Genomic DNA, 23,785 nt, shown 5'->3' with positions numbered 1-23,785 from the left:
GCCACCTGCTATGCAGGTGGATTTTTACTATAAATTCTGAAACGATTAGGCTTTTAAATCATTACCTAAGGTAGCGATAGTTGAGGTTTTGCCCTTGCCATCATAGGTTAGGCTACTGGCATTGCGGCTCATTTGCAGCGCTTGAGCCAGACGATTAATACTGGCATTGCATAGTTCGATAAGTTTGCCGTTTTCTTGGTTTTTAACCTGACATTCTGACATCAATACCTTGGCATCGTTTACCATAGTGGCGATGGGCTCTTTGGCGAAGTCGTCTTTTTCTGGATGGTTGGCAAGCTGAGTATCAATTTCTTTGACGTTATCGAGCAACGTCGACTTATCACCTGCGAGGGATAGTAGCTTTTCAGCGTCGCGGCTGATCAGTGCTTGCTTTTCTTGGTCGATCAAAAACAGCAGGCGCTCGAGATTGAGCGTCTGCTTGTTCAGAAGCTGTTCCAAGTCTGGCAATTGCATTAAGCCTCCAGATTAACGTCGTTCATATCGGCTTCAAATTGCGCAATATTACCTGCCAGTTTCTCTGGATCGACTTTATAACGGCCTTCAGCAATTGCTGCTTTTATTTCCGCTACTTTTTTTACGTCGACGTCAGGCAGTGACGAAATTTTACTCTGTAGACCTTGCAGTTGCTGTGCTTGACTTGAGACAACAACTGAGTCTTTGCTGTTGCCAGCCACAGCAGTTTGTGCACTTTCAGAGCCTGCTGATGTACTGGTCTTTTGGGAGTTGACAGTTGTCACTCGCGGTTGATTTTGCAGTTGTTTAATGTCCATAGCCGTTCGGGCTCCAGCGTTGAATCTAGGTACTCAGACTCTTTATCGGCAGATCAGTTTATTGCTTGAGCAATTTTTACATTTTTACGCGAACTTCGCCAACTTTTGCGACTATGGCATCTATCACCTTGTTTGACCTAATGTTTTTTACTCTAATTTGTTCACCAATATTGCCGTCCTGCAGCGCTTCGCCAACGGTTTTTATCTGAAAGTTTTCGGTTGATGCCAAAATCGATACTTGGTCACCTTTACAGACAAAACAGACATTCGCAGCAAAAATTGGATAATCCTTAGTTGTTCTTCGTTTCAGTTTGGCACCAATGAGCGGCGTCATATCATCAAACTGCTGACCGTTCAGGCTATATTGATCAATGTAACGCAGTGTCAGGTTAGATTTATCCAGCACAGTCCCTTGGGACAAAGTCTCATTAGGCACGACGACAGGGAAGTTGATATCTACGCGCACCGACATAAAAACTTGCCATGGATAAGCTTGGTCTGCGACATCGCAACTCACTTTAACGGTGTTATTGCGACTGATGGGGCGGTCTGCGGCCAACTCTACTTTCAGCGGCGAAATGCAGTTCGGGAGCATTAAACGCGGATCTAGCGTTTGTGGTGAAATTTCCACTCTCGCAGATGTGGGCGCGTCGATCTTTTTTGACACCGTTTCTTTAGCTAACTTTTGTATAGCCGATATACTAGGTGTATCGGCTTGAGCGCCAGCCACTGTAACTGTGGCTAACAAGGCAGCGGAAAAAAAGTGTGCTAAATTTACTTTCATAATGAACAGGCTAGATAGATAAATAGTTTTACACTTATACTTCAGGCAGTTTAAAAAATACCGCAACATCATTCGATGCAACTGCGTCATAACTTTGACTGAAGCTCGGATTATCGGTGTAAAAGCAATATGCATGCCTTCCTGATATTTCAGTGAGGTTAGGGTTGTACAATCATTACAAGGCAGACTTATGTCAGGCATTCTTGAATCGGTCAATAAAAGAACCCAGCTTGTTGGACAAAACCGACTAGAGCTGTTGCTGTTTAAGCTAAATGGCAGACAGCGGTTCGGGATTAACGTATTTAAGGTCAAGGAAGTCCTACAGTGCCCACCTTTGACTTTGTTGCCTAAATTGAATCCCTTTATTAAAGGTGTGGCACACATTCGCGGAACCACCATTTCCGTTATCGACCTAAGTGCGGCAACAGGTGGTCGTCCCATTGAGGATGTGACTAACTGCTTTATTATTATTTCTGAGTACAACCGCAGTGTGCAGGGATTTTTGGTCAAGTCTGTTGAGCGTATCATCAACATGAATTGGTCTGCGATTATGCCACCACCACAAGGAGCAGGGCGTGCTTCTTATTTGACCGCAGTGACTGAGATCGATGGTGAACTGGTCGAAATCATCGATGTGGAAAAAATCCTAGATGAAATCTCACCCGTTAAAACTGATATCAGTAAAGAAGTTGATGAAGCGTTGACCATCGATAGAGAGCAGAATTTTCATATTATGGTGGTGGATGACTCTGCGGTTGCGAGAAAACAGATTATTCGTGCCCTCGATGCGCTCAATTTGCAAATTGATACAGCCAAAGATGGTAAGGAAGCGCTGCAAAAATTGAAGGCGATTGCCTCTGAAATGGATAACGTGTCCACCGAAATTCCGTTGATTATCTCAGATATTGAGATGCCAGAGATGGACGGTTACACCTTAACTGCGGAAATTCGTGACGATCCTAAACTCAAGCATATCAAAGTGGTGTTGCATACTTCGCTAAGCGGTGTCTTCAACCATGCTATGGTGCAGAAGGTTGGCGCCAATGATTTTATTGCCAAGTTCAACCCAGATGAATTGGCGGCAGCTGTTAACAAACATTTAAGTTTGTAACCTTTGCATTATATTGATGTATTAAAATAGAAGTGTCGCTTGTCATGCTGATAAAGCTGCGGTATAACGCAGCCCGATAAAGTAGCAGGACAGCGTTCACTCCTAAACGGCGATGTTCATCAACGACGGGAAGCCAAGGTGCAAGATAAGTCGCTCGCAGAAACCGAGTACAATCAATTTAGACTGTTTTTAGAACAGCACAGCGGGATTGTGCTTGGTGAAAATAAGCAATATCTCGTCAGAAGCCGGCTTGCGCCATTAATGGGTAAATACGGCTTGCCGTCCTTGTCCGAAGTCGTCAAACAATCAATGCGACCTACGGAACGTCAATTGCGTGCCGAAGTAATTGATGCCATGACCACCAATGAGACACTCTGGTTTCGCGACAAATATCCTTTTGATTTGATGGCAACTCAATTGTTGCCGCAATTTGCGAAGTTAGGGCGGCCATTGAAAATATGGTCGGCAGCGTGTTCATCAGGTCAGGAACCTTATTCTCTGGCTATGACATCGCTTGAATACCAGCAGCGTAAACCTGGCGGTTTACCGGGAGGCGTATCGATTCAGGCAACGGACTTATCACCGTCGATGCTAGAACGGTGTAAGAACGCAGAATATGACGGTTTAGCGCTCGCGAGAGGGTTATCAGAAGAACGTAAGCGTCAGTTTTTTGATGCTTTGCCTAACGGCAATATGCGATTGAAAGAAAATGTACGCCGTTTGGTGAGTTTTCGTGCCCACAACTTGCTGGAAAGTTACACGTTATTGGGCAAGTTTGACATTATTTTTTGTCGGAATGTGTTGATTTACTTTGCCCCTGAAGCCAAGGCAAAGATACTGCGGCAATTTGCTGCCGCTCTCAATCCGAAAGGCATCCTGTTCTTGGGGGCTTCGGAATCTATCGCCGGTCTGACTGACGAATTTGATATGATTCGTTGTAACCCCGGTATCTACTATCAGAAGAAAACCTGACGTCTCTGCCAAATCTCAGCTACTTATTGAAATGCCAGCTTGTTTAACAACAGCTGGCATTTTTATTGCTTGCTTTTTAACAAAGCATTGAGTGGTGGCATTTGTCGCAGTCAACATTGAATTGGTTTTGTGGCATGTAAATTGCTTTGTTTTAACTACTCAATGACGGAGGATAATTTTATGGCGATTAGTTTCGATAAAGCGCTTGGCGTTCACCAGTACACGCTGGGGATCCGTGCTGAGCGTGCTGAAGTGCTCTCCAGCAATATCGCTAACGCTGATACACCGCATTACAAGGCGCGTGATGTCGACTTTTCTTCCGCATTACAAGGGGCAATGAGCCATCAGCAAGGGCTGAAAATGGCCGCGACCTCTGATAAACATTTTGATTTACAAGCGCTGACTCAACAGAACGTGAAGTTTCGCGTGCCAGATCAACCCGATACTGGTGATGGCAATACTGTTGATATGCAACATGAGCAACAGGCATTTATGCAGAACTCTCTCGAGTACCAGATGTCGCTGGGATTTCTCAGTGGACGTTTCTCCGGTATGAAAAAAGCGATTAGAGGAGACTAATCATGGGGCTTTATAACATCTTTAATATCGCAGGTTCTGGTATGTCTGCACAGTCGGTGCGGCTCAATACCACTGCCAGTAATATCGCCAACGCTGATTCCGTGGCTAGTAGTGTCGATAAAACATATAAAGCCCGACACCCGGTATTTGAAGCTGAATTAGCGCGTGCAACCAACGGCCAGCAACAGTCAGAGTCTTATTCGGTAAAGGTGCAGGGAATAGTTGAGAGCGATAAACCGCTGTTAAAGGAATATTCGCCAGGTCATCCGTTAGCGGATGCTGATGGTTATATCTACAAGCCAAACGTTAATGTCGTCGAAGAGATGGCCGACATGATTTCCGCCTCCCAGTCATATCAGATGAACGTGCAGGTTGCGGATGCTACAAAGTCGATGCTGCAACAGACACTGCGTCTTGGTCAATAAGGAGAGTTAAATCGTGGCAATTAACTCATTGAATTCTCTACTGGATACTTCGAGTGCTAATGCGGCGACTTCGCAAGTTAGCAACAGTAACCAAAGTTTGACACAAGAAGATTTCTTCTCGTTGCTCAGTACCCAGTTATCAATGCAAGACCCGTCAAACCCGGTAGATAACGACCAAATGATTGCCCAGATGGCATCGTTTTCGACCGTTGACGGTATCGGCAAGCTTAATGATCAAATCGTCAATCTTAATACTGTGATGACGTCGAGTCAGGCGCTGCAAGCTTCGGGGCTGGTAGGCCAAAAGGTATTGGTCCCTTCAGGTTCTAATTATCTGGCAGCTGATGATGCCAGCTTAAGAGGGGTTATCAGCACTACAGATCCTATCAACGTGATCAAAGTGTCGGTAAAAGATGAATCTGGACAAGTAGTGAAAACCTTCAACGTCGATGGCAGCAGTGGCGGCAATATCGATGTGGAGTGGGATGGTACTGATAGTGCTGGTAACCCAATGGCACCAGGCACTTATACCATTACCGCCAACGGTACCGTTGACGGCACTGCGCAGGAGCTGGCGGTGAGCACCTATGGCCATGTCAGCAGTGTATCACTCAACTCTACTAGCGGTGCGGTGCTTAACGTGCGCGGTGTTGGTGGCGTGTTGCTTGCTGACGTTCTGGCAGTATCTGAAAGTTAATTTGCGCCGGAGTTTTTCGGGCGGTATTCAATAGATTAAGAGGTGAATTATGTCTTTTAACATTGCTCTCAGCGGGATCAACGCGGCGCAGAAAGATCTCAACACGACAGCGAATAACATTGCAAACGTGAACACTACCGGCTTTAAGGAGTCGCGTGCTGAATTCGCTGATGTCTATGCTACGTCGCTGTTTTCAAACAGTAAGACTACGGTAGGTGGTGGTGTAACGACTACCCAAGTTGCACAGCAGTTCCATCAAGGTAACTTATTATCGACTAATAACGCCTTGGATATGTCAATCAATGGTAACGGCTTCTTTGTAACGTCATCGGGCATTGGCAGTAGTGATTATTCGTTCACGCGTGCCGGTGCGTTTAAACGTGATGAAGATGGCTTCTTGGTGGATTCTGACGGCAACTTTTTGCAAACCTTTCCGGTTGACGGTGACGGTAATGCCGCGTCAGTAAGCTTAAGTACTACTACGCCGATTCAAATTCCTGACACGGCGGGTAGCCCACAAGCTACGCAAAGCGTCACCATGAGTATGAACTTAAATTCAAACGCTGAAACACTTGATCCAGCGGCATTTGATCCAACCGATTCAACAACATTTAATAATTCTACCGCAGTTACCATTTATGACTCTTTGGGTGAGTCTCATACACTGACGACTTACTTCGTGCGTCCGCAAAATGGTGCCTATACCGGTGAAAGTAACTGGGTAGCATTTTACGCGTTGGATGGCCAACAGGTGAATCTGCCGTCCGCCGGAACCTACAGCGCAGATACCGACTTGGACGGTACTGCTGCGGGAAATACAACCTTGAGTGCGACCACAGCTGGTGGCTGGAACGGCGCAGTCTTGAGTTTTGACGCATCTGGCAACTTTACCGGTACAGATCCTGCTGCCATTACCACTGAGCAACTGGGCATCTCTGGCGCCAATGTTTTGTCTGCGGCTGCTGATGGCTCGCAAACATTGACCATTGGCTTTAACCGCCCAACGCAGTATGCAGAAGCGTTTAACACTACTGAACTGGATCAAGACGGTATCACTGTAGGTCGTTTGACCAACGTAGAAGTGGGCGCTGATGGTTTGATTTCTGCCAACTACAGCAATGGCGCCACAGTACCATTAGGGCAGGTAGCGTTGGTTCGTTTTGCCAATGAACAGGGGCTCACTCAAGTGGGTAACACCTCTTGGAAAGCGAGCCTAGATTCAGGTGAAGCGTTAGCTGGTGAAGCTAATAGCGGTGTGTTTGGTGCGATTCGCTCTTCATCTCTTGAGCAGTCAAACGTTGACCTGACCACTGAGTTGGTGGACTTGATTTCGGCGCAGCGTAACTTCCAAGCGAACTCGCGTACGTTGGAAGTGAACAACACGCTACAGCAAACTATTCTACAGATCCGCTAAGTCGTTCCTAAACGGCAAGGTGTTGCAATGCGGCAATACCTTGCCGCTTTTCTCCTTTCCGTCCTTGTTATCTCGCTAACTCTTTGTCTGCGCTAACATATGTTTTTAGTTATTTAGTGGCATGAAGCTTGCTTTAATCCGATTAAGCTCAAATTTTGACGGAGCAAGCAGTGGACAAACTTCTCTATATATCAATGACTGGCGCCAGCCAGAATATGAATGCTTTGGCGGTAAGAGCCAACAACTTGGCTAACGCTAAGACTGATGGCTTTAAAGCTGATCTCAACCAAGCCCGTTCAATGCAGGCATTTGGTGAAGGTTTGCCTACGCGTGTATTTGCTATGACCGAGAAGCCTGCATCCGATTTTAAAGCGGGTCCAGTGCAAACCACCGGCAGAGATCTGGATATTGCCGTTAAAGGCGAAGGTTGGATCGCTGTTCAGGCGGCAGATGGCTCTGAAGCCTACACCCGCTCCGGTGCTTTAACGGTGGACGCGACCGGTATGTTACGTAACGGCCGCGGCGATGCCGTGATGGGAGACAACGGTCCGATTTTATTACCGCTGCCTATTTCCAAAGTTGACATCGGCTCTGATGGAACGATTTCTGTTCGGCCACAGGGTGCAACGCCGGAAGTCATTGATGAAGTTGCCCGTATCAAGCTGGTTAATCCCGGTAATGACAACATGATGCGTGGCGAAGATGGCTTATTCAGAACCATGAATGGTCAACCCGCATTGGCCGATCCTACCGTCAACGTCATCAATGGTGCGGTAGAAGGTAGCAACGTGAGCGCTGTGAAAGAGATGGTGGCGATGATTGACTTGCAACGTCAGTTTGAAATGCAAGTCAAGATGATGAAAACCGCTGAAGACAACGACAAAGCGTCAGCCTCGTTGCTGCGTATTAGCTAGGAGTAACCAATATGCATCCCGCTTTATGGATCAGTAAAACTGGCTTAGATGCCCAGCAAACCGATATTTCGGTGATTTCAAACAACGTCGCTAACGCCAGTACCGTTGGCTATAAAAAAGGGCGTGCTGTCTTTGAAGATCTGCTCTATCAAACCGTTAACCAAGCCGGTGGCGTCAGCGCCGCTAATACACGTTTGCCAAACGGCTTAGAGCTGGGCGCCGGTACTAAGGTGGTATCTACGCAAAAAATCTTCTCTCAAGGCAACATGCTAACGACTGACAACTCGCTTGATTTGATGATTGAGGGGCCAGGTTTTTTTGAAATCCAGATGCCTGATGGCACCACAGCCTATACCCGTAATGGTCAGTTCACGCTGGATGACACTGGGCAAATGGTGACGTCTGGTGAAGGTTACGTATTGCAGCCAGCCATCAACATTCCCGACAACGCGACCAGCATTACGGTGTCTTCTGAAGGTGAAGTATCGGTTAAAACCCCGGGCAACGCGCAAGAGCAAGTCGTTGGTCAGTTAACGGTATCTGATTTTATTAACCCATCCGGTTTAGACCCAATTGGACAAAACTTGTATTTAGAAACCGGTGCGAGTGGTGCGCCCGTGCAAGGTACGGCATCCGTTGACGGCATGGGCAGCATTCGTCAAGGCGCATTGGAAACATCAAACGTGAATGTCACCGAGGAACTGGTGAATCTGATCGAAAGTCAGCGTGTGTATGAGATGAACTCGAAAGTTATCTCTGCCGTGGACCAGATGCTGGCTTACGTGAATCAGAATCTCTAATGAGGTGATGATATGAGAGCGTTATTCCTTTTATCCTGCTTGGCGTTGTTGGGTGGCTGTGCCTCCAGTAGTGGTGGCAAGCCAATCCCGGACGACCCTTATTATGCGCCGGTATACCCTGATGACACTAATATCAACCAGCCACCAAGCGGGTCGATATTCAGTGATTCGCGGGCGAGCTCTTTGTTCTCTGATCTTAAAGCGCATCGCGTCGGCGATATCGTCACTATTGTACTGACGGAATCAACACAAGCATCCAAAAGCGCCAACAACCAAATTGCCAAGGGCTCGAACCTGACTGTCAATCCGCTGACAGCCGCGGGCAGTAATGTGACCATCAATGGTAACTCTTTGGATTTGGGCTATTCAGATGCGATGGATACCAACCGTCAAGCGGGAACAGACCAAAGCAACAGTTTATCAGGGCAGATCTCTGCCAACGTAATGCAGGTTCTCAGCAACGGTAACTTGGTAGTTCGTGGCGAAAAATGGATCACCATCAACAACGGTGATGAGTTCATTCGTGTGACGGGCATTGTGCGGCCACAAGATATTGATACCGACAATATGGTGCAGTCGCCACGCGTCGCTAATGCGCGAATTCAATACAGTGGTACTGGCACCTTTGCCGATTCGCAAAAGGTCGGTTGGTTGAATAAATTCTTCCTCTCTGACTGGTGGCCCTTCTAAGGAGTAAGGCAATGAAATTGCTAAAAGTGTTGATTTTGTCTTTGCTGCTTAGTCCGGTTGTCCATGCTGAGCGTTTGAAAGACATCGCTGATATTCAAGGGGTTCGTGACAACCAACTGATTGGATACGGCCTAGTGGTTGGTTTACCGGGCACAGGTGAGAAAACCCGTTACACCGAACAGACCTTTATGACCATGCTGAAGAACTTCGGCATTAATTTGCCAAGTGGTGTGCGTCCTAAGATCAAAAATATTGCGGTGGTGGCGGTGCATGCCGATATGCCTCCCTTTATTAAGCCGGGACAAACGATTGACGTCACCGTCTCTAGCCTCGGTGAAGCAAAAAGCTTGCGTGGCGGTAGCCTACTGCAAACCTTTCTCAAAGGTGTCGATGGCAAAGTCTATGCGATAGCCCAAGGAAGTTTAGTGGTGAGTGGTTTTAGCGCTGATGGCATGGACGGTTCTAAGGTCGTCAATAACACGCCTACCGTAGGCCGTATTCCCAATGGCGCGATTGTCGAGCGCGAAGTACCAAGTCCATTTGGCACTGGCGACTACCTCACATTCAACTTGCACGACGCTGATTTTACGACCGCAAAACGCACCGCGGAAGCGATAAATAATCTATTAGGCCCCGGCATTGCACGCGCCTTGGATGCATCCTCTATCCAAGTTACCGCACCGCGAGATGTTTCGCAGCGTGTGGCTTATCTATCTACTTTGGAAAACATTCAGGTAGAGCAAGCGGATGAAGCGGCTAAGGTAATTGTTAATTCACGCACCGGCACCATTGTTGTGGGTAAAGATGTGCGGCTTTTACCGGCGGCGATTACTCATGGTGGTCTAACCGTCACTATCGCAGAGTCGCCACAAGTGAGTCAGCCAAATGCGTTGGCAAATGGCAACACTGCGGTGACGCAAAACAGCAATATCAACGTAAGCCAGGCCGATCGCCGTATGTTTATGTTCAATCCCGGCACCACGCTTGATGAGTTGGTCAGAGCGGTCAATATGGTAGGCGCGGCCCCTTCAGATGTGCTGGCAATCCTTGAAGCATTAAAAGTGGCCGGAGCTTTGCATGGTCAGCTTATCGTGATTTGATTTTTGACGGTTTGTAAATGGATCGCCTAGCAGATACCCAACAATTTATGGACTTGGCGGGCCTCGATGGCCTGCGTTCAAGAGCCCAGAAAGATCAAAAGGCTGCGCTTAAAGAAGTGGCGCAGCAGTTTGAGGGTATTTTCGTGCAAATGCTGATGAAAAGTATGCGTGAAGCGAACCAAGCTTTTGAAGCCGACAGTCCATTTAACAGCCAGTACACCAAGTTTTATGAAAGCATGCATGACCAGCAGATGTCAGTGAATCTGTCGAGCAAGGGCATGTTGGGTCTAGCGGACCTTATGGTGCAACAGCTATCGCCAGAAGGTACCAAGATGACGCCAGCATCTGTGCTACGGACTCATGAAGCACCAGCTGCAGCAGAAAAATCAGAAGCACCAGTGGCTACAGTCGCAAACTTGGATAAGCAGCCTACGGCTACGACAACGGAATATAAGCTGCCAGAACGCCAGCATGTATTTCCAGAACAACAGCAATTAGCAGCGGTTTTGCGCGGCGAAAAGTTGCCGACCCAAGCGGCAAATGAAGATATGCGTAGCCCAGAAAGCTTTGTCAAAACGCTTTATCCCTATGCCAAAGATGCGGCAGAACAACTTGGTACCACGCCAGAAGTGTTATTAGCGCAATCGGCGTTAGAAACGGGCTGGGGCCAGAAAATGACCAAAGCGGATAACGGTCAATCAAGTAATAATCTGTTCAATATCAAAGCGGGTAGTCGATGGTCCGGTAATACCACTGCGGCTAATACTTTGGAATATGAGCAAGGGCAGGCAGTAAGTAAAAAAGAAGAGTTTCGCGTGTATGACTCGATAAAAGCCAGCTTTGATGACTACGTGAATCTGATCAGCGGCAGTGAGCGCTATCAGGCAGCACGTGAAAATGCGGCGAATCCAGGATCGTTCATTAAGGGCCTTGCCGACGCTGGTTACGCCACCGATCCGCAATATGCGCAGAAAGTGATGCGGGTGCTACACAGTATCAAGCAGGATGTCAGCCAATGGTTAGGGGCTGAACAGTCATCTAACTCGTCAGTATCAGGAGCAATAAGCTATGGCGATTGATTTATTGAGTATTGCCCGTACTGGCGTGTTGGCGGCGCAGTCGCAGTTGGGGGTTACCAGTAACAATATCAGTAACGTCAATACTGAAGGCTATAACCGCCAAGTCGCCAACCAGGTTACTGACAACTCATATTATCTTGGTGGCAACTATTATGGCACTGGTACTTATGTGAATGATGTTAAGCGCATTTACAACGAGTTCGCTGCCAGAGAAATGCGCAGTTCGCAAACGGCATTAAGCGCTGCTGAAACCACACATGACAAGCTGAGCCAATTAGATGAACTGTTCTCTAAAGTTGGCATTGCGGTACCTTCATCACTGAATGATTTTTATGCCAGTTTAAATAGCTTGGCAGATCTGCCTGATGACGCTGGTATTCGCCAGAATGTGCTGACATCAGCCAATCAGTTAGCCACCAGCCTGAACCAAATGGATGGCTATCTTGATAGTCAAATGAGCCAAACCAACGATGAAATTAGCTCGATTGCGACTCGTATCAATGAGATCAGCACTGAAGTTGCCAACATCAACCGCGAATTACAGAAAAACCAAGGCGTTGATCCACAACTATTAGACAAGCAAGACAAGCTAATCCAAGAGTTGAGTCAATATGCCGAAGTCAATGTGGTGCCGTTAGATAACGGCGGTCGCAGTGTGATGTTTGGCAGCAGTTTTATGCTGGTGTCAGGCGAACAGGCCATGACCTTGGGGACACAAGAGGGACAACCCTACCCAACTGAGCCAGACCTGACCTACACCCTAGGTAATACCACATTAAAAGTTGATGCCAGCAAAATTGGCGGCCAATTGGGGGCGCTGTTTGATTATCGCGAAAACATATTGCAACCCGCAAATCAACAACTGGGGCAATTGGCGCTGGGCGTCGCAGATGCTTTCAACAGCCAACAAGCGCAGGGGCTAGATCTTAACGGCAATGTCGGCGCCAATATTTTTACTGACATTAATGACCCGACCTTTGCCTCATCACGATTGGCAGCGTTTACCTCAAATAATGGCTCTGCCAATCTGAGTGTCGATTTAACCGATGTTGGAGCCCTGACGGGAAACAGTTACCAACTTCGATATGACGGCACAGCTTACCAATTAACTAACCTGCAAACTGGCATGGTTGATTCAACATTAACCTTGAACGGTAACACGCTTGAGGGCGCGGACGGCTTTGTTATCAATATCGATAACCCAGCCTTAATGGCTGCGGGAGATCGCTTTGAAATCCGCCCCACAGGTAATGCTGCGCAGCAGATAAAAGTTGAGATGACTGATCCGAAAGGGATTGCCGCCGCCGGTGCATATACTGCGGACGCGGCAAACTCTGCCAATACTGCCATTAGTATGGTGAGTGTTGATAACCGCAACGCGGCAACCTTCCCCGAATACGGTAGTGAACTTACCTACATTATTGACTCATCTGGCGCCCCAATTACCTATCAGGCGGTTGATGCCAATGGTACGACTGTCAGTACAGGTAGCGCTGCTGGTACACCGCCACAAATCAGTGATAACGGGTTTACCTTCCAATTGGACAGTGTTTCTGGCGGTACTGATCGCTTCACCTTTGACCTAAGTGCTGCTTCCGGTGATAACACCAACGTTTTGGCCATGGCAAAACTTAGCGAAAACAAAATGATGAACGGCGGTAAAGCGACACTGGCGGATGTTTATGAACAGACCAAGCTCGGCGTTGGCAGCGATACCAAAGCGGCAGAAACCCGGGTTAACTCAGCGCAAAGCATTTATGACCAAGCCTATACCCGTGTGCAGTCAGAATCTGGCGTCAACTTAGATGAAGAAGCTGCCAACTTATTGAAGTTTCAACAAGCATACCAAGCGTCGGCGCGGGTAATGACCACCGCCAACACCATCTTTGACACACTATTTAACGCTGTGCGTTAGGAGGCGTAAATCATGAGGATCTCCACAGCACAACTTTATAACCAAAGCGTCAGCAGCATTAACCAGCATCAAAGCAGTTCGTCGGCGCTGATGGATCAAATCTCTAGCGGCAAGCGTGTTAACACTGCTGGCGATGACCCGGTTGCATCAATCGGAATTGATAACCTCAGCCAACAGAACACCTTGATCGATCAGTTTTTGAAGAATATTGATTACGCTAAAAACCATCTCGGATTAGCTGAGACTCAAACAGACAATGCTGAAACTGTCTTGTCGTCGATGCGTGAAAAAATATCAGCGGCGGTTAACGGCACATTGACGGATGATGAGCGGCAAGGTGTTGCCGATGAACTCAATGCCGGTTTGCAAGAATTACTCACTATCGCAAATAGCAGAGACGAATCAGGTAACTATGTATTTGCTGGTACCGCCTATGATCAACAGCCTTTTGCTTTTGATAACAGCGGAAATATCGTTTACAGCGGAAACAATGGTGTTCGCACTGCTGTAGTCGCTTCTGGTGTTGCTATTCCTACCAACATTGCCGGCGATGCCGTGTTTATGAATTCACCTAGTGGCTTGGGCGATTTTAACGTCAATTATTCGACATCTCAGACTGGCGAATTCAATGTCACTAGCGCTCAAATTACCAATAGTGCGAGTTATGTTGAAGATGACTATACGCTGAGCTTTACGGCCAATGGCAGCGGCGGTGTGGATTTACAGGTCTTTGACTCTGCTAGCAATTTGATCTCCACCGTCAATAATTACGATGCATCAAATCCTATATCTTTCAATGGGATAGAAATTAAACTTTCTGCTACTCCGGCTGATGGGGATAGTTTTAGCATCACCCCAACAGAAAACGTCAGCATTTTCGACACAATCCAACAAGCCATTTCGCTGCTCCAAGACGATACCGCGATAAACTCTCCTTATGGACGTTCAGAGTTGGCACAGTTATTGAATAATTTTGATAGCGGTACAGATCAAGTCCGTATCGCAAGGGGAATTGCGGGCAATAGTCTCAATAGCTTAGATAGTTATACAGATGTTCATTCGTCGGCCGAGTTGGCTAACACATCTGCGCTATCAGTGCTGCAGGATTTGGATTATGCCTCAGCAGTGACGGAGTTTGAAAAGCAGCAAGTGGCGCTTAATGCTTCATCGCAACTATTTGGCAGACTTAGCTCTTTCAATCTGTTTGATTTTATCTAACAGAAAAAGCTGTTGAAGCATTGAGATTCGACAGAAATGAAACTTGTTAACAACGTGAGCCAAGCTCCAAGTCTTGGCGTAAAAACTGGGAAGAGGAACTGAAAATGGCTATTACGGTAAATACCAATGTGACCTCTATGAAGGCACAAAAGAATTTGAATGCTTCGGGATCTGCGCTTGCTACGTCAATGGAACGTTTATCTAGTGGATTGCGAATCAACAGCGCTAAAGATGATGCGGCAGGTTTGGCAATCTCTGACCGTCTGAACTCGCAAGTTCGAGGTTTGGATGTCGGTATGCGTAATGCAAACGATGTAATTTCGGTTGCACAAATCGCTGAAGGCGCAATGCAAGAGCAGACTAATATGCTGCAGCGGATGCGGGATTTGTCCATTCAAGCCGTTAACGGTGCAAACTCCAGTTCGGACATTGCAGCGCTGCAGGCTGAATATGATCAGTTGGTAACTGAGATCAATAATATCGGTACTAATACAGCATTCGGACAAACGAAACTGCTGGATGGTACTTTTGCGTCGAAAACTTTCCAAACCGGACATACCGCAGCAGAAGCTGTCACTATTTCTATTGCTGACATGAGTGGCCTGTCTATTACGGGGTCAGTTGGTACTGCAACGCTTGCATTGGCGGATACTGCAATTGCGACAATTGACGATGAACGCGCCAACTTAGGTGCAATTCAAAACCGCATGACACACAACATTGCTAACTCTGCGAACGTACAAGCCAACGTGGCTGATGCTAAGAGTCGTATTGTTGATGTAGATTTTGCGAAAGAAACCGCAGCGATGACCAAGAACCAAGTGTTGCAACAGACCGGTTCGGCGATGTTAGCGCAAGCTAACCAACTACCTCAGGTAGCTTTGTCTTTACTCGGTGGTTAAGGCTTAGTCGCTTTCATGTCATCAATAGCGGTGTAGTTTTTAGTACTACACCGCTTTTTATTTTTACTGCCTAATTCATTGATTTAAAGTCGTTTATTAAAAATTGGCGATTTTTTATAAAAATTTACTAAAGATCGAAAATCCTCTGCCGTTAGATATGGTGTAAGCAAACAGCTCCGCCTGGCTTAGTCAGACAGGCAAGTGATTAAGTCAGATTCAGTTAGAGGAAACAATCATGGCGATTACTGTAAATACAAACGTTACTTCAATGAAGGCTCAGAAAAACCTAAACGCTACTGGTAATGCGTTAGCAACCTCTATGGAGCGCCTTTCTAGTGGTCTTCGCATCAACAGTGCAAAAGACGATGCTGCAGGTTTGGCAATTTCTGACCGTCTGAACTCTCAGGTTCGTGGTTTGGAAGTGGGTATGCGTAACGCGAACGACGTAATCTCGGTTGCGCAAATCGCAGAAGGTGCAATGCAAGAACAAACAAACATGCTGCAACGTATGCGTGATTTGTCTGTCCAAGCAACCAACGGCGCGAACTCTTCTTCAGATATCGCGGCTCTGCAAGCTGAATTCGATGAATTGGTAACTGAAATCGATAATATCGGTGCTAACACTGCATTCGGTGATACCAAATTACTAGACGGTTCTTTTTCTGGCAAAACATTCCAAACTGGCCATACTGCGGCTGAGAACATCAGTATCTCTATTTCAGATATGAGTGGTGTGGGAACCTCAGCATCAGGAACTGTTGGTACTGCTACCCTGGCTAACGTCGATGCACAGATTGCAGCTGTAGACGCTGAACGTGCAAACTTAGGTGCGATTCAAAACCGTATGTCGCACAATATTGCTAACTCAGCCAACGTACAAGCTAACGTAGCTGATGCTAAGAGCCGTATCGTGGATGTCGACTTCGCGAAAGAAACCTCGGCAATGACTAAGAACCAAGTGTTGCAACAAACTGGTTCAGCAATGCTGGCGCAGGCTAACCAACTTCCACAAATTGCATTATCTCTGTTGTAATTATAAACAAGTAACGCAATTCTGGAATGTGGTTAAAGGGAGGTTCGGCTACGGATCTCCCTTTGTCATCTTAATTGGCGCAAAGTAAATTTGTAGGTTTGGAAGTCGGAGGTGCAATAATGGATATTAATGTATCGCCATCCAGTAGCACATTTGTTAAAAGTGATTCAGCTGCAAAAACTGTGCAACAGATGGATGTTGTCGACAGCAAGGTTGTCGATAATCAGAATGTTAGTGAATCTGACGTAGCTCAGTCTAATCAATCTGAGCCTGAATCGTCTCAAGAGCAGCTTTCTCTGATAGCGGATCAACTGTCAGAAACTATGTCGATGATGCGAAAAGGGTTAGCATTTAGAGTAGATGACGATTCTGGTAAAAATGTAGTTAGCGTTATGGATATTGAATCTGGTGACATTATTCGACAGATCCCATCCGAAGAAGCGTTAAAGTTGGCTACGAAGCTCTCAGAGGTGGCTGGTCTATTAATGAAGACCGAAGCCTGAAGAAAAGATAGCGAGGTGGATTATGGCACTTACGGCAACAGGTATTGGCTCTGGACTTGATATTTCGACAATCGTCGAAACGCTGGTCGATGCCGAAAGAACACCTAAAGAAACCTTACTAAATAGCCGAGAGCAGACACTTGAGTCTAAAGTATCTGCCATTGGTACTTTGAAGAGTGCATTATCAACGTTTCAAGATGCAGTTAATAAGCTCAGCGATGGTGCGGCTCTCAATATCCGTAAAGTCACGCAGAGTTCGACGAGTTACTTAACCGCAACCGCCGATAAGAATGCGCGCGCCGGTGCATACCAAATAAAAGTCCAATCTCTCGCTCAATCTCAAAAGTTAGCCGGAGTGGCCACTCAAAATCCGTCGAGTGTCGGAGAGGGAAGTTTGTCATTTGATGTTGCAGGGCAAAGTTTCTCGGTTGATGTCACGTCGACCGACTCTCTAGAAAATATTGCAGACAAAATCAATAACGCTGAAGACAATGCAGGTGTTACTGCCACTGTTATCTCAACCGACAGCGGGCAGCGCTTAGTATTTACGTCCGATGAAACTGGTACTGCAAATACGGTCTCGGTAACCGCAACCGACACCACCGGATCTGGCTTGACCGATATGTTCGGCACGGGAAACCTTGAAGAAATTCAACCTGCTGCGAACTCGGTTATTTTTATTGACGGACAGCAATTAACCTCATCAAGTAACACGGTAGAAAACGCTATTTCTGGCGTGACATTAGATTTGACCAAAGCTGATCTCAATGAAACAACAACCGTAACGATTGCTCAGGATGATGGTGCTGTTAGCAAAAATATTCAGAATTTTGTTGATGCATACAATACTCTGATGAGCAAAATGTCGGATATGACGCGCTATGATGTGGATACGGATACCGCTTCAGTTTTGCAAGGTGATTCTATTGTTCGCTCTTTGCAGTCCCAACTGCGGAACATGGTGAGTAATCGAGTAGATGATGGTAATGGTGGTACCATAGCATTATATGACATAGGCATCTCGGCCGACGCACAAGGGGAGTTGACCGTTGACTCTGATAAGCTCGAGGCAGCGTTGTCTTCCAACATGTCTGGTATAGAAACGCTTTTTGCGACGAAAGACACAGGTATAGCTGCTAAAATGGACCAAGTGATTGATGGTTACGTTAAGAGTGGCGGAGTTATTGATTCACGTAATAACTCATATACAGAAGAACAAAAGCGTATTGATGATCAACGAGATGCATTAGATCGTAAGATGGATCTCTTAATGGATAGACTCACCAAGCAGTTTAACGCGATGGACTTAGTCGTTGCGAATCTTAATTCGCAGAGCTCTAGCGTGTTAAGCGCGATTAGCTCACTACCTGGCGTTGTAGCGAGCAACTAAAGGCAAATAGATGACGACGGTTGTAACTGAGCTTGAACAGAAAAATGCAGATATTGATGCATTACTTGACGTACTGGTGACATTGCCGTTCGAAGATGAACAGTCTGACATTTTGGTATCAAAGTTGCAGGAACTGATTAACGACCGTCAAAAGATGTTATCGCAATTTATTGCCGTAGAAAAAAATGCTGAGTCGTTAAAGGAACAACTTGAGGTAACTCGTCGCTTGGAACTCAAGGCGAGTGAAATTCGCCAACATCGGCGAGACTTAATGCTGACTAAGAGTCGTAAAAGCCGTCAGTTGAATGTTTATAAGTCAGTAGATTCAAATAGGTAGGTTGTCATGAGAGGCTCGTTACAATCGTATCGCAAGGTATCGTTGGAAAGCGAAATAGCTGTTGCGTCTCCGCATCGTTTGGTGCAATTGATGTTTAAAGGCGCATTAGAGCGCATTGCTCAGAGTCGTTATGCCATTGAGCAGGGAAATATCGCAGCCAAGGGGGAATACATTGGTAAAGCTATTGGCATTATCAATGGACTCCAAAATAGCTTGAATATGGATGCTGGTGGCGATATTGCGAACAATTTAAATCGTCTTTATGAGTATATGGTTCGCCGAATGACCGAAGCCAATCTCCTTAGTGATGTTGAAGCGCTTGATGAAGTTGCTGCATTACTGCGTGAAATTAAAGAGGCTTGGGACGCAATTCCTGCGGAAATGCATAACATTACTTCTGAAAAACAGTAACTGATTAGTTAATATACAAAAGGCAGGCACTCATTGGGTGCCTGTTTTTTGTTTAGTGTCATAATATTGACGCATCAACAAGCAGTGAATCAAAATTTAGTCTAAAATCGGATAGATAGGGTCATTAAAGTCACAGTAGACTTGCTTAAATTGAGCCTTTAATACAATATTCAGCAATAGATTTTGAAGCCACTTGTGTAACGTGATTGTTGCAGCAAAAAATGGCGTTCAATGTAGATATTCTCAGAATCAATAATTTACCAGAGCTTAGCGGCCTACTGAATGATGCAGATAGAACAACGGATTTTACTTGTCGGAACCCCATCAGAGAGTGCCAATCGTCTTAGTAATGTATTGGAATTTATTGGCGAGCAGGTCGAATTAGTTGCAGCTGATGTTGCCGAAAAGCTCACTCCGGAAAAGCGCTATCGTGCGCTGATTTTGTTGACCGAAACGTTGGCTGAATTTGAAATTCAGCTGTTGGTTACGCGTTTACCGTGGCAGCCCATATTGTCTATGGGGACGCTTGAGGTATCTTCTTCGAACCTGCTTGGCCAATTAGAATCACCACTCAATTATCATCAAGTCACTGAGCTGCTCCATTATTGCCAAGTTTTCGGTCAGGTAAAACGTCCACAAGTGCCCACCAGCGCTAACCAAACTAAGTTGTTCCGAAGTCTGGTTGGGCGTAGTGATGGCATCGCCCATGTTCGTCACCTTATTGGGCAAGTAGCATCATCTGATGCGACAGTTTTGGTATTAGGGCCATCTGGCACTGGTAAAGAGGTGGTCGCACGTAATATCCACTACATGTCGGAGCGACGCGACGGGCCGTTTATTCCGGTTAACTGTGGTGCGATTCCGCCTGAGTTGCTGGAAAGTGAATTATTCGGTCATGAAAAAGGCTCATTTACCGGTGCTATTAGTTCACGTAAAGGTCGCTTTGAGCTGGCTGAAGGCGGCACGCTCTTTTTGGATGAGATTGGTGATATGCCGCTGCAGATGCAAGTTAAACTGCTGCGCGTATTGCAAGAGCGTGTGTTTGAGCGCGTCGGTGGTAACAAGCCGATTCAAGCCGATGTTCGTGTAGTTGCGGCGACGCACCGTAATCTTGAGGCGATGATTGAAGAAGGGGACTTCCGTGAAGACCTGTTCTATCGCTTAAATGTGTTTCCAATCGAAATGCCACCGCTTTGTGAGCGCCAAGAAGATATTCCGCTGTTGCTGCAAGAGTTGGTGAGTCGTGTATTTAATGAAGGCAAAGGCCGAGTGCGTTTTACCCAACGGGCGATTGACTCTCTAAAGGAGCACGCGTGGTCGGGCAACGTACGTGAGCTATCGAACTTAGTCGAGCGCTTAACTATTCTTTATCCCGGTGGTTTAGTTGACGTGAATGACTTGCCGATTAAGTATCGTCATATCGATGTGCCTGAATACTCGGTCGAAGTGAGTGAAGAGCTACAAGAGCGTGATGCGCTGGCGTCTATCTTTAGCGATGATGAGCCAGTAGAAATTCCAGAAACACGTTTCCCAAGCGAGTTGCCACCAGAAGGGGTCAACCTGAAAGACCTGTTGGCCGAACTGGAAATTGATATGATTCGCCAAGCATTGGATCAGCAGGACAATGTGGTTGCCAGAGCCGCCGAAATGTTGGGTATTCGCCGCACTACACTCGTTGAAAAAATGCGTAAATACGGTATGACTAAAGAATAAAGTTCTTTATTTCATTGATTTTAAAAATAAATTTTATGGCATAATATCTGCATTTACTCCGTCAATCGTATTTTTTTGACGGAGTGCCCATGGCAACTCAATCGCTGGCCAAACTTGAAACTATTTCCCATCGTGGACATCAGTGGATCCAGATGAGTGAAGCGGCCAATATGTCCGACCGTATGGAACATATTCTGCAGGCCATGCCTTCCGGGATTGTTATCCTCAATGAAGACGGCTTAGTGTCTGAAGCCAACCCCGTCGCTGAATCTCTATTAGGTCTACCGCTTGTTGGGCAACGCTGGCTGACCATTATTAATCGTTCCTTTGCGCCGCAGAAAGATGATGGACATGAAGTGTCTTTGCGCAATGGGCGTCGCGTTAAGCTGCAAATTACGCCACTCGGCCAAGATAATGGTCAGCTTATCGTGATCACAGACCTTACCGAAACACGTTTACTGCAACAGAACCTTGCACATCTGCAACGTCTTAGCGCGTTAGGACGCATGGTGGCCAATCTTGCGCATCAGATCCGTACGCCGCTGTCAGCTGCACTGCTTTATGCGGCCAACTTGGGAAATCCTCGTTTAAAAGCCGACTCCCGCGGTAAGTTTCAGGAAAAGCTAATTGACCGTCTCGGTGAACTAGAGCGACAAGTCAACGATATGTTACTTATCGCGAAAGGGAAGCAAGATCAGCAGGGCGAAGAAGTTGCCATCACCGATCTATTGCAGTTGGTATTTGCCAATTGCGAGCCGATCTGCAGCAAACAGCGGGCAAACTTGCAGTTTGGCGATGAAGTTGATGCGGCAATACTCGCCAATATTCATGGCCTAAGCTCTGCCATCAATAACTTGGTGCTCAATAGCTTAGATGCTGGTGCCAATGAAATTCTGCTTTCAAGTCGAGTCGATGAACAAAAGGTGCTGATCACTGTCAGCGACAATGGCAAAGGCATGGATGCGGAATTGCAGCAAAAAGTGTTAGAGCCATTTTTCACCACCAAAGCTCATGGAACAGGGTTAGGCCTAGCTGTGGTCCATTCGGTAGTAAAAAGCCATGGCGGTGAACTATCCATCCATTGTGTACCTAATCAAGGGTGCGCGATCACGCTGAGTCTGCCGCTGATCAGTCACGCCAAACCAGCATCTGTAGGAGTCAACTCATGAACGACATCAAATTGTTATTGGTTGAAGATGATCATGCGTTGCGAGAGGCACTGATTGATACCCTGTCTTTGGCTGACTATCAGTGTGTTGATGTTGCTAGCGCCGAAGAAGCCATCGTGGCACTGAAGAAATGTAGCTTCGACATGGTAATTAGTGATGTGCAGATGGATGGCATTGGAGGTATGGGCTTGCTTGACCATCTCAAGCAATACTACCCACAAATCCCCGTGTTATTGATGACGGCTTATGCCACCATTGATAGTGCCGTGAGCGCTATCAAGCTGGGCGCGGTTGATTACTTAGCCAAGCCGTTTTCGCCTGAAGTGTTACTTAATCAGGTGAGCCGTTATTTGACGCCGAAAAAAGTCAGTGGCGACCCAGTCGTTGCCGATGATAAAAGTATTGCGCTGTTGGAGTTGGCTAAGCGGGTAGCGCAGTCTGATGCTTCTGTGATGATCCTCGGCCCCAGTGGCTCTGGTAAAGAGGTGTTAGCACGCTACATACATCAAAAAAGCTCGCGAGTTGAAGCGCCTTTTGTCGCCATCAACTGCGCGGCTATCCCTGAAAACATGCTGGAAGCCACGCTATTTGGTTATGAAAAGGGCGCATTTACCGGTGCATATCAAGCCTGCCCAGGTAAGTTTGAACAGGCACAAGGTGGTACTTTGCTGCTCGATGAAATATCTGAGATGGATTTGGGCTTACAGGCAAAATTGTTGCGTGTTTTACAAGAGCGTGAGGTGGAACGCTTAGGTGGCCGTAAAACCATCAAGCTCGATGTGCGCGTACTGGCAACATCAAACCGCGATTTAAAAGAGTCGATTGCGAAAGGCGAGTTCCGTGAAGATCTCTATTATCGTATTAACGTATTCCCGTTAGTGTGGCCAGCGCTGAATCAACGTCCGGCGGATATTATCCCGTTGGCTAAGCATCTGATCAGTAAACATGCCAGTGCTAGTCATATCAAGCCAATTCCGCAGTTGGATGATGGTGCCATTCGTAAGCTACTCGGGCATCGTTGGCCCGGCAACGTGCGGGAGCTGGATAACGTCATTCAACGGGCCATGATTTTGCAGCGAAATAGTGTGATAGAAGCTGCTGACATCATTATCGATTTGTATGACGTGACGCAACCCATCGACAGCCGCCCGACCGAAAGCAACGATGCCTTGGGCGATGAGCTAAAAGCACAGGAACATCAAATCATTCTTGAAACCCTGACGCAATGCCAAGGCTCGCGCAAGTTAGTGGCGGAAAAACTGGGGATCAGTGCACGTACGCTACGTTATAAGATGGCGCGCATGCGTGATATGGGGATTGATATTCCGGCGTAGGCGGAAGTAAAAAATGACACAACGGTGATGACTTATCAGTCTTCACCGTTTTTTGTGTTTAATTACATATAGATATAAATTTTGGCAACTTATTTGCATTACCAGGTAATAATGGTAAACGCTCGTCAATTCCCTGACGAAGGAGCTAAGAATGCAAATCGGTGGCAATTCATTACTGCAGGAAATGCAATCACTTAAGGGTGAGATTGCGCCAACGCCCGGTGCTATTTCTCCTTCTCCTCTACAAAACGTCAAAAATTCCTCCGGCGCTGAATTTGCTGATTTACTGGCGCAAGCGGTTGGTCATGTGAGTGGCTTGCAAAGCACTGCTGGCGACTTATCAAGACGGCTGGATATGGGTGATACCAGTGTGACTCTATCGGACACTGTGATTGCCAGAGAAAAAGCCAGCGTGGCGTTTGAAGCGACGGTGCAAGTGCGCAACAAGCTAGTTGATGCATACAAAGAAATCATGAGTATGCCTGTATAGGCTATTTCGTCAAA

The 23,785-nt window shown here is 46.6% G+C and carries 26 protein-coding genes; 23 read left to right on the top strand and 3 right to left on the bottom strand.

What is annotated here, in order from left to right:
• Positions 1–45: 45 nt before the first annotated feature.
• The 3 genes from HR45_RS13750 to flgA form a co-directional block, all read right to left on the bottom strand.
• Positions 46–474, bottom strand: coding sequence for a flagella synthesis protein FlgN (locus tag HR45_RS13750; RefSeq protein ID WP_187327383.1), 429 nt, complete (start codon positions 472–474; stop codon positions 46–48).
• Positions 474–791, bottom strand: a complete 318-nt coding sequence (flgM, locus tag HR45_RS13745; RefSeq protein ID WP_037443920.1) for a flagellar biosynthesis anti-sigma factor FlgM — start codon at positions 789–791, stop codon at positions 474–476. Before flgM ends, HR45_RS13750 begins: the two co-directional genes overlap by 1 nt.
• A gap of 76 nt (positions 792–867) precedes the next feature.
• Positions 868–1,575: a flagellar basal body P-ring formation chaperone FlgA gene (flgA, locus tag HR45_RS13740; protein ID WP_037443957.1), complete on the bottom strand. Its 708-nt coding sequence runs from the start codon at positions 1,573–1,575 to the stop codon at positions 868–870.
• Between the two features lie 190 nt (positions 1,576–1,765).
• Between flgA and HR45_RS13735 the strand changes: the two genes are divergently transcribed.
• The 23 genes from HR45_RS13735 (at position 1,766) to fliE (ending at position 23,771) form a co-directional block, all read left to right on the top strand.
• On the top strand, positions 1,766–2,686 hold the full coding sequence (locus HR45_RS13735) for a chemotaxis protein CheV (protein WP_037443918.1): 921 nt from the start codon (positions 1,766–1,768) through the stop codon (positions 2,684–2,686).
• A 138-nt stretch (positions 2,687–2,824) separates the two neighbouring features.
• A complete protein-coding gene (locus HR45_RS13730) occupies positions 2,825–3,658 on the top strand; it encodes a CheR family methyltransferase (RefSeq protein WP_037443915.1) in 834 nt (277 codons plus the stop codon).
• Between the two features lie 180 nt (positions 3,659–3,838).
• Positions 3,839–4,237 (top strand): flagellar basal body rod protein FlgB, encoded by a 399-nt coding sequence (flgB, locus tag HR45_RS13725; protein ID WP_037443913.1) that lies wholly within the window; start codon positions 3,839–3,841, stop codon positions 4,235–4,237.
• 2 nt (positions 4,238–4,239) lie between these two features.
• Positions 4,240–4,662, top strand: coding sequence for a flagellar basal body rod protein FlgC (flgC, locus tag HR45_RS13720; RefSeq protein ID WP_037443912.1), 423 nt, complete (start codon positions 4,240–4,242; stop codon positions 4,660–4,662).
• Between the two features lie 13 nt (positions 4,663–4,675).
• Positions 4,676–5,359, top strand: a complete 684-nt coding sequence (locus tag HR45_RS13715) for a flagellar hook assembly protein FlgD (RefSeq protein WP_430742025.1) — start codon at positions 4,676–4,678, stop codon at positions 5,357–5,359.
• Positions 5,360–5,408: 49 nt separating this feature from the next.
• Positions 5,409–6,773 carry a flagellar hook protein FlgE gene (gene flgE / locus HR45_RS13710; RefSeq protein ID WP_037443908.1) on the top strand — a complete coding sequence of 455 codons (1,365 nt, stop codon included), beginning with the start codon at positions 5,409–5,411 and terminating at the stop codon, positions 6,771–6,773.
• 170 nt (positions 6,774–6,943) lie between these two features.
• Complete coding sequence (flgF, locus tag HR45_RS13705; protein ID WP_037443905.1) at positions 6,944–7,687, top strand: flagellar basal-body rod protein FlgF; 744 nt, start codon at positions 6,944–6,946, stop codon at positions 7,685–7,687.
• An 11-nt stretch (positions 7,688–7,698) separates the two neighbouring features.
• Positions 7,699–8,487, top strand: a complete 789-nt coding sequence (gene flgG / locus HR45_RS13700) for a flagellar basal-body rod protein FlgG (protein WP_037443902.1) — start codon at positions 7,699–7,701, stop codon at positions 8,485–8,487.
• A gap of 12 nt (positions 8,488–8,499) precedes the next feature.
• Positions 8,500–9,177: a flagellar basal body L-ring protein FlgH gene (gene flgH / locus HR45_RS13695; RefSeq protein ID WP_037443900.1), complete on the top strand. Its 678-nt coding sequence runs from the start codon at positions 8,500–8,502 to the stop codon at positions 9,175–9,177.
• Positions 9,178–9,188: 11 nt separating this feature from the next.
• Positions 9,189–10,277 (top strand): flagellar basal body P-ring protein FlgI, encoded by a 1,089-nt coding sequence (locus tag HR45_RS13690; protein WP_037443898.1) that lies wholly within the window; start codon positions 9,189–9,191, stop codon positions 10,275–10,277.
• Positions 10,278–10,294: 17 nt separating this feature from the next.
• Complete coding sequence (gene flgJ / locus HR45_RS13685; protein ID WP_052074739.1) at positions 10,295–11,356, top strand: flagellar assembly peptidoglycan hydrolase FlgJ; 1,062 nt, start codon at positions 10,295–10,297, stop codon at positions 11,354–11,356.
• Positions 11,346–13,271, top strand: coding sequence for a flagellar hook-associated protein FlgK (gene flgK / locus HR45_RS13680; protein ID WP_037443896.1), 1,926 nt, complete (start codon positions 11,346–11,348; stop codon positions 13,269–13,271). The genes flgJ and flgK overlap by 11 nt, the downstream gene beginning before the upstream one ends.
• Positions 13,272–13,283: 12 nt before the next feature.
• Positions 13,284–14,489 carry a flagellar hook-associated protein FlgL gene (flgL, locus tag HR45_RS13675; protein WP_037443893.1) on the top strand — a complete coding sequence of 402 codons (1,206 nt, stop codon included), beginning with the start codon at positions 13,284–13,286 and terminating at the stop codon, positions 14,487–14,489.
• A gap of 104 nt (positions 14,490–14,593) precedes the next feature.
• Complete coding sequence (locus HR45_RS13670; protein ID WP_037443891.1) at positions 14,594–15,391, top strand: flagellin N-terminal helical domain-containing protein; 798 nt, start codon at positions 14,594–14,596, stop codon at positions 15,389–15,391.
• 235 nt (positions 15,392–15,626) lie between these two features.
• Positions 15,627–16,424, top strand: a complete 798-nt coding sequence (locus HR45_RS13665; protein WP_037443889.1) for a flagellin N-terminal helical domain-containing protein — start codon at positions 15,627–15,629, stop codon at positions 16,422–16,424.
• Between the two features lie 119 nt (positions 16,425–16,543).
• On the top strand, positions 16,544–16,927 hold the full coding sequence (locus tag HR45_RS13660) for a flagellar protein FlaG (RefSeq protein WP_037443887.1): 384 nt from the start codon (positions 16,544–16,546) through the stop codon (positions 16,925–16,927).
• Between the two features lie 22 nt (positions 16,928–16,949).
• On the top strand, positions 16,950–18,317 hold the full coding sequence (fliD, locus tag HR45_RS13655; protein WP_037443885.1) for a flagellar filament capping protein FliD: 1,368 nt from the start codon (positions 16,950–16,952) through the stop codon (positions 18,315–18,317).
• Between the two features lie 10 nt (positions 18,318–18,327).
• Positions 18,328–18,654: a hypothetical protein gene (locus tag HR45_RS13650; protein ID WP_037443883.1), complete on the top strand. Its 327-nt coding sequence runs from the start codon at positions 18,328–18,330 to the stop codon at positions 18,652–18,654.
• 6 nt (positions 18,655–18,660) lie between these two features.
• Positions 18,661–19,065, top strand: a complete 405-nt coding sequence (gene fliS / locus HR45_RS13645; protein WP_037443881.1) for a flagellar export chaperone FliS — start codon at positions 18,661–18,663, stop codon at positions 19,063–19,065.
• Positions 19,066–19,347: 282 nt separating this feature from the next.
• Entirely contained in the window at positions 19,348–20,778 is a 1,431-nt protein-coding gene (locus HR45_RS13640; protein WP_037443879.1) for a sigma-54 dependent transcriptional regulator, read from the top strand.
• A gap of 89 nt (positions 20,779–20,867) precedes the next feature.
• On the top strand, positions 20,868–21,947 hold the full coding sequence (locus HR45_RS13635) for a sensor histidine kinase (protein WP_037443877.1): 1,080 nt from the start codon (positions 20,868–20,870) through the stop codon (positions 21,945–21,947).
• On the top strand, positions 21,944–23,281 hold the full coding sequence (locus tag HR45_RS13630; RefSeq protein ID WP_037443875.1) for a sigma-54-dependent transcriptional regulator: 1,338 nt from the start codon (positions 21,944–21,946) through the stop codon (positions 23,279–23,281). Before HR45_RS13635 ends, HR45_RS13630 begins: the two co-directional genes overlap by 4 nt.
• A gap of 151 nt (positions 23,282–23,432) precedes the next feature.
• Entirely contained in the window at positions 23,433–23,771 is a 339-nt protein-coding gene (gene fliE, locus HR45_RS13625; RefSeq protein WP_037443873.1) for a flagellar hook-basal body complex protein FliE, read from the top strand.
• Positions 23,772–23,785: the final 14 nt, after the last annotated feature.

It is taken from the genome of Shewanella mangrovi, assembly GCF_000753795.1.
Lineage (GTDB): Bacteria > Pseudomonadota > Gammaproteobacteria > Enterobacterales > Shewanellaceae > Shewanella > Shewanella mangrovi.
Note: the sequence above shows the minus strand (reverse complement) of the source record. Positions and strands in the feature narration are given on the sequence as shown.

Excerpts from the sequence above, each read along its gene's own strand:
- flgB (WP_037443913.1), top strand. The coding sequence starts at position 3,839 with ATGGCGATTAGTTTCGATAAAGCGCTTGGCGTTCACCAGTACACGCTG.
- HR45_RS13635 (WP_037443877.1), top strand. The coding sequence starts at position 20,868 with ATGGCAACTCAATCGCTGGCCAAACTTGAAACTATTTCCCATCGTGGA.
- flgM (WP_037443920.1), bottom strand. The coding sequence starts at position 791 with ATGGACATTAAACAACTGCAAAATCAACCGCGAGTGACAACTGTCAAC.
- flgA (WP_037443957.1), bottom strand. The coding sequence starts at position 1,575 with ATGAAAGTAAATTTAGCACACTTTTTTTCCGCTGCCTTGTTAGCCACA.
- flgC (WP_037443912.1), top strand. The coding sequence starts at position 4,240 with ATGGGGCTTTATAACATCTTTAATATCGCAGGTTCTGGTATGTCTGCA.
- HR45_RS13640 (WP_037443879.1), top strand. The coding sequence starts at position 19,348 with ATGATGCAGATAGAACAACGGATTTTACTTGTCGGAACCCCATCAGAG.
- HR45_RS13750 (WP_187327383.1), bottom strand. The coding sequence starts at position 474 with ATGCAATTGCCAGACTTGGAACAGCTTCTGAACAAGCAGACGCTCAAT.
- flgK (WP_037443896.1), top strand. The coding sequence starts at position 11,346 with ATGGCGATTGATTTATTGAGTATTGCCCGTACTGGCGTGTTGGCGGCG.
- HR45_RS13735 (WP_037443918.1), top strand. The coding sequence starts at position 1,766 with ATGTCAGGCATTCTTGAATCGGTCAATAAAAGAACCCAGCTTGTTGGA.
- HR45_RS13650 (WP_037443883.1), top strand. The coding sequence starts at position 18,328 with ATGACGACGGTTGTAACTGAGCTTGAACAGAAAAATGCAGATATTGAT.
- fliD (WP_037443885.1), top strand. The coding sequence starts at position 16,950 with ATGGCACTTACGGCAACAGGTATTGGCTCTGGACTTGATATTTCGACA.
- flgG (WP_037443902.1), top strand. The coding sequence starts at position 7,699 with ATGCATCCCGCTTTATGGATCAGTAAAACTGGCTTAGATGCCCAGCAA.
- HR45_RS13665 (WP_037443889.1), top strand. The coding sequence starts at position 15,627 with ATGGCGATTACTGTAAATACAAACGTTACTTCAATGAAGGCTCAGAAA.
- flgE (WP_037443908.1), top strand. The coding sequence starts at position 5,409 with ATGTCTTTTAACATTGCTCTCAGCGGGATCAACGCGGCGCAGAAAGAT.
- HR45_RS13630 (WP_037443875.1), top strand. The coding sequence starts at position 21,944 with ATGAACGACATCAAATTGTTATTGGTTGAAGATGATCATGCGTTGCGA.
- fliS (WP_037443881.1), top strand. The coding sequence starts at position 18,661 with ATGAGAGGCTCGTTACAATCGTATCGCAAGGTATCGTTGGAAAGCGAA.
- flgL (WP_037443893.1), top strand. The coding sequence starts at position 13,284 with ATGAGGATCTCCACAGCACAACTTTATAACCAAAGCGTCAGCAGCATT.
- HR45_RS13690 (WP_037443898.1), top strand. The coding sequence starts at position 9,189 with ATGAAATTGCTAAAAGTGTTGATTTTGTCTTTGCTGCTTAGTCCGGTT.
- flgH (WP_037443900.1), top strand. The coding sequence starts at position 8,500 with ATGAGAGCGTTATTCCTTTTATCCTGCTTGGCGTTGTTGGGTGGCTGT.
- HR45_RS13670 (WP_037443891.1), top strand. The coding sequence starts at position 14,594 with ATGGCTATTACGGTAAATACCAATGTGACCTCTATGAAGGCACAAAAG.
- HR45_RS13660 (WP_037443887.1), top strand. The coding sequence starts at position 16,544 with ATGGATATTAATGTATCGCCATCCAGTAGCACATTTGTTAAAAGTGAT.
- fliE (WP_037443873.1), top strand. The coding sequence starts at position 23,433 with ATGCAAATCGGTGGCAATTCATTACTGCAGGAAATGCAATCACTTAAG.
- flgJ (WP_052074739.1), top strand. The coding sequence starts at position 10,295 with ATGGATCGCCTAGCAGATACCCAACAATTTATGGACTTGGCGGGCCTC.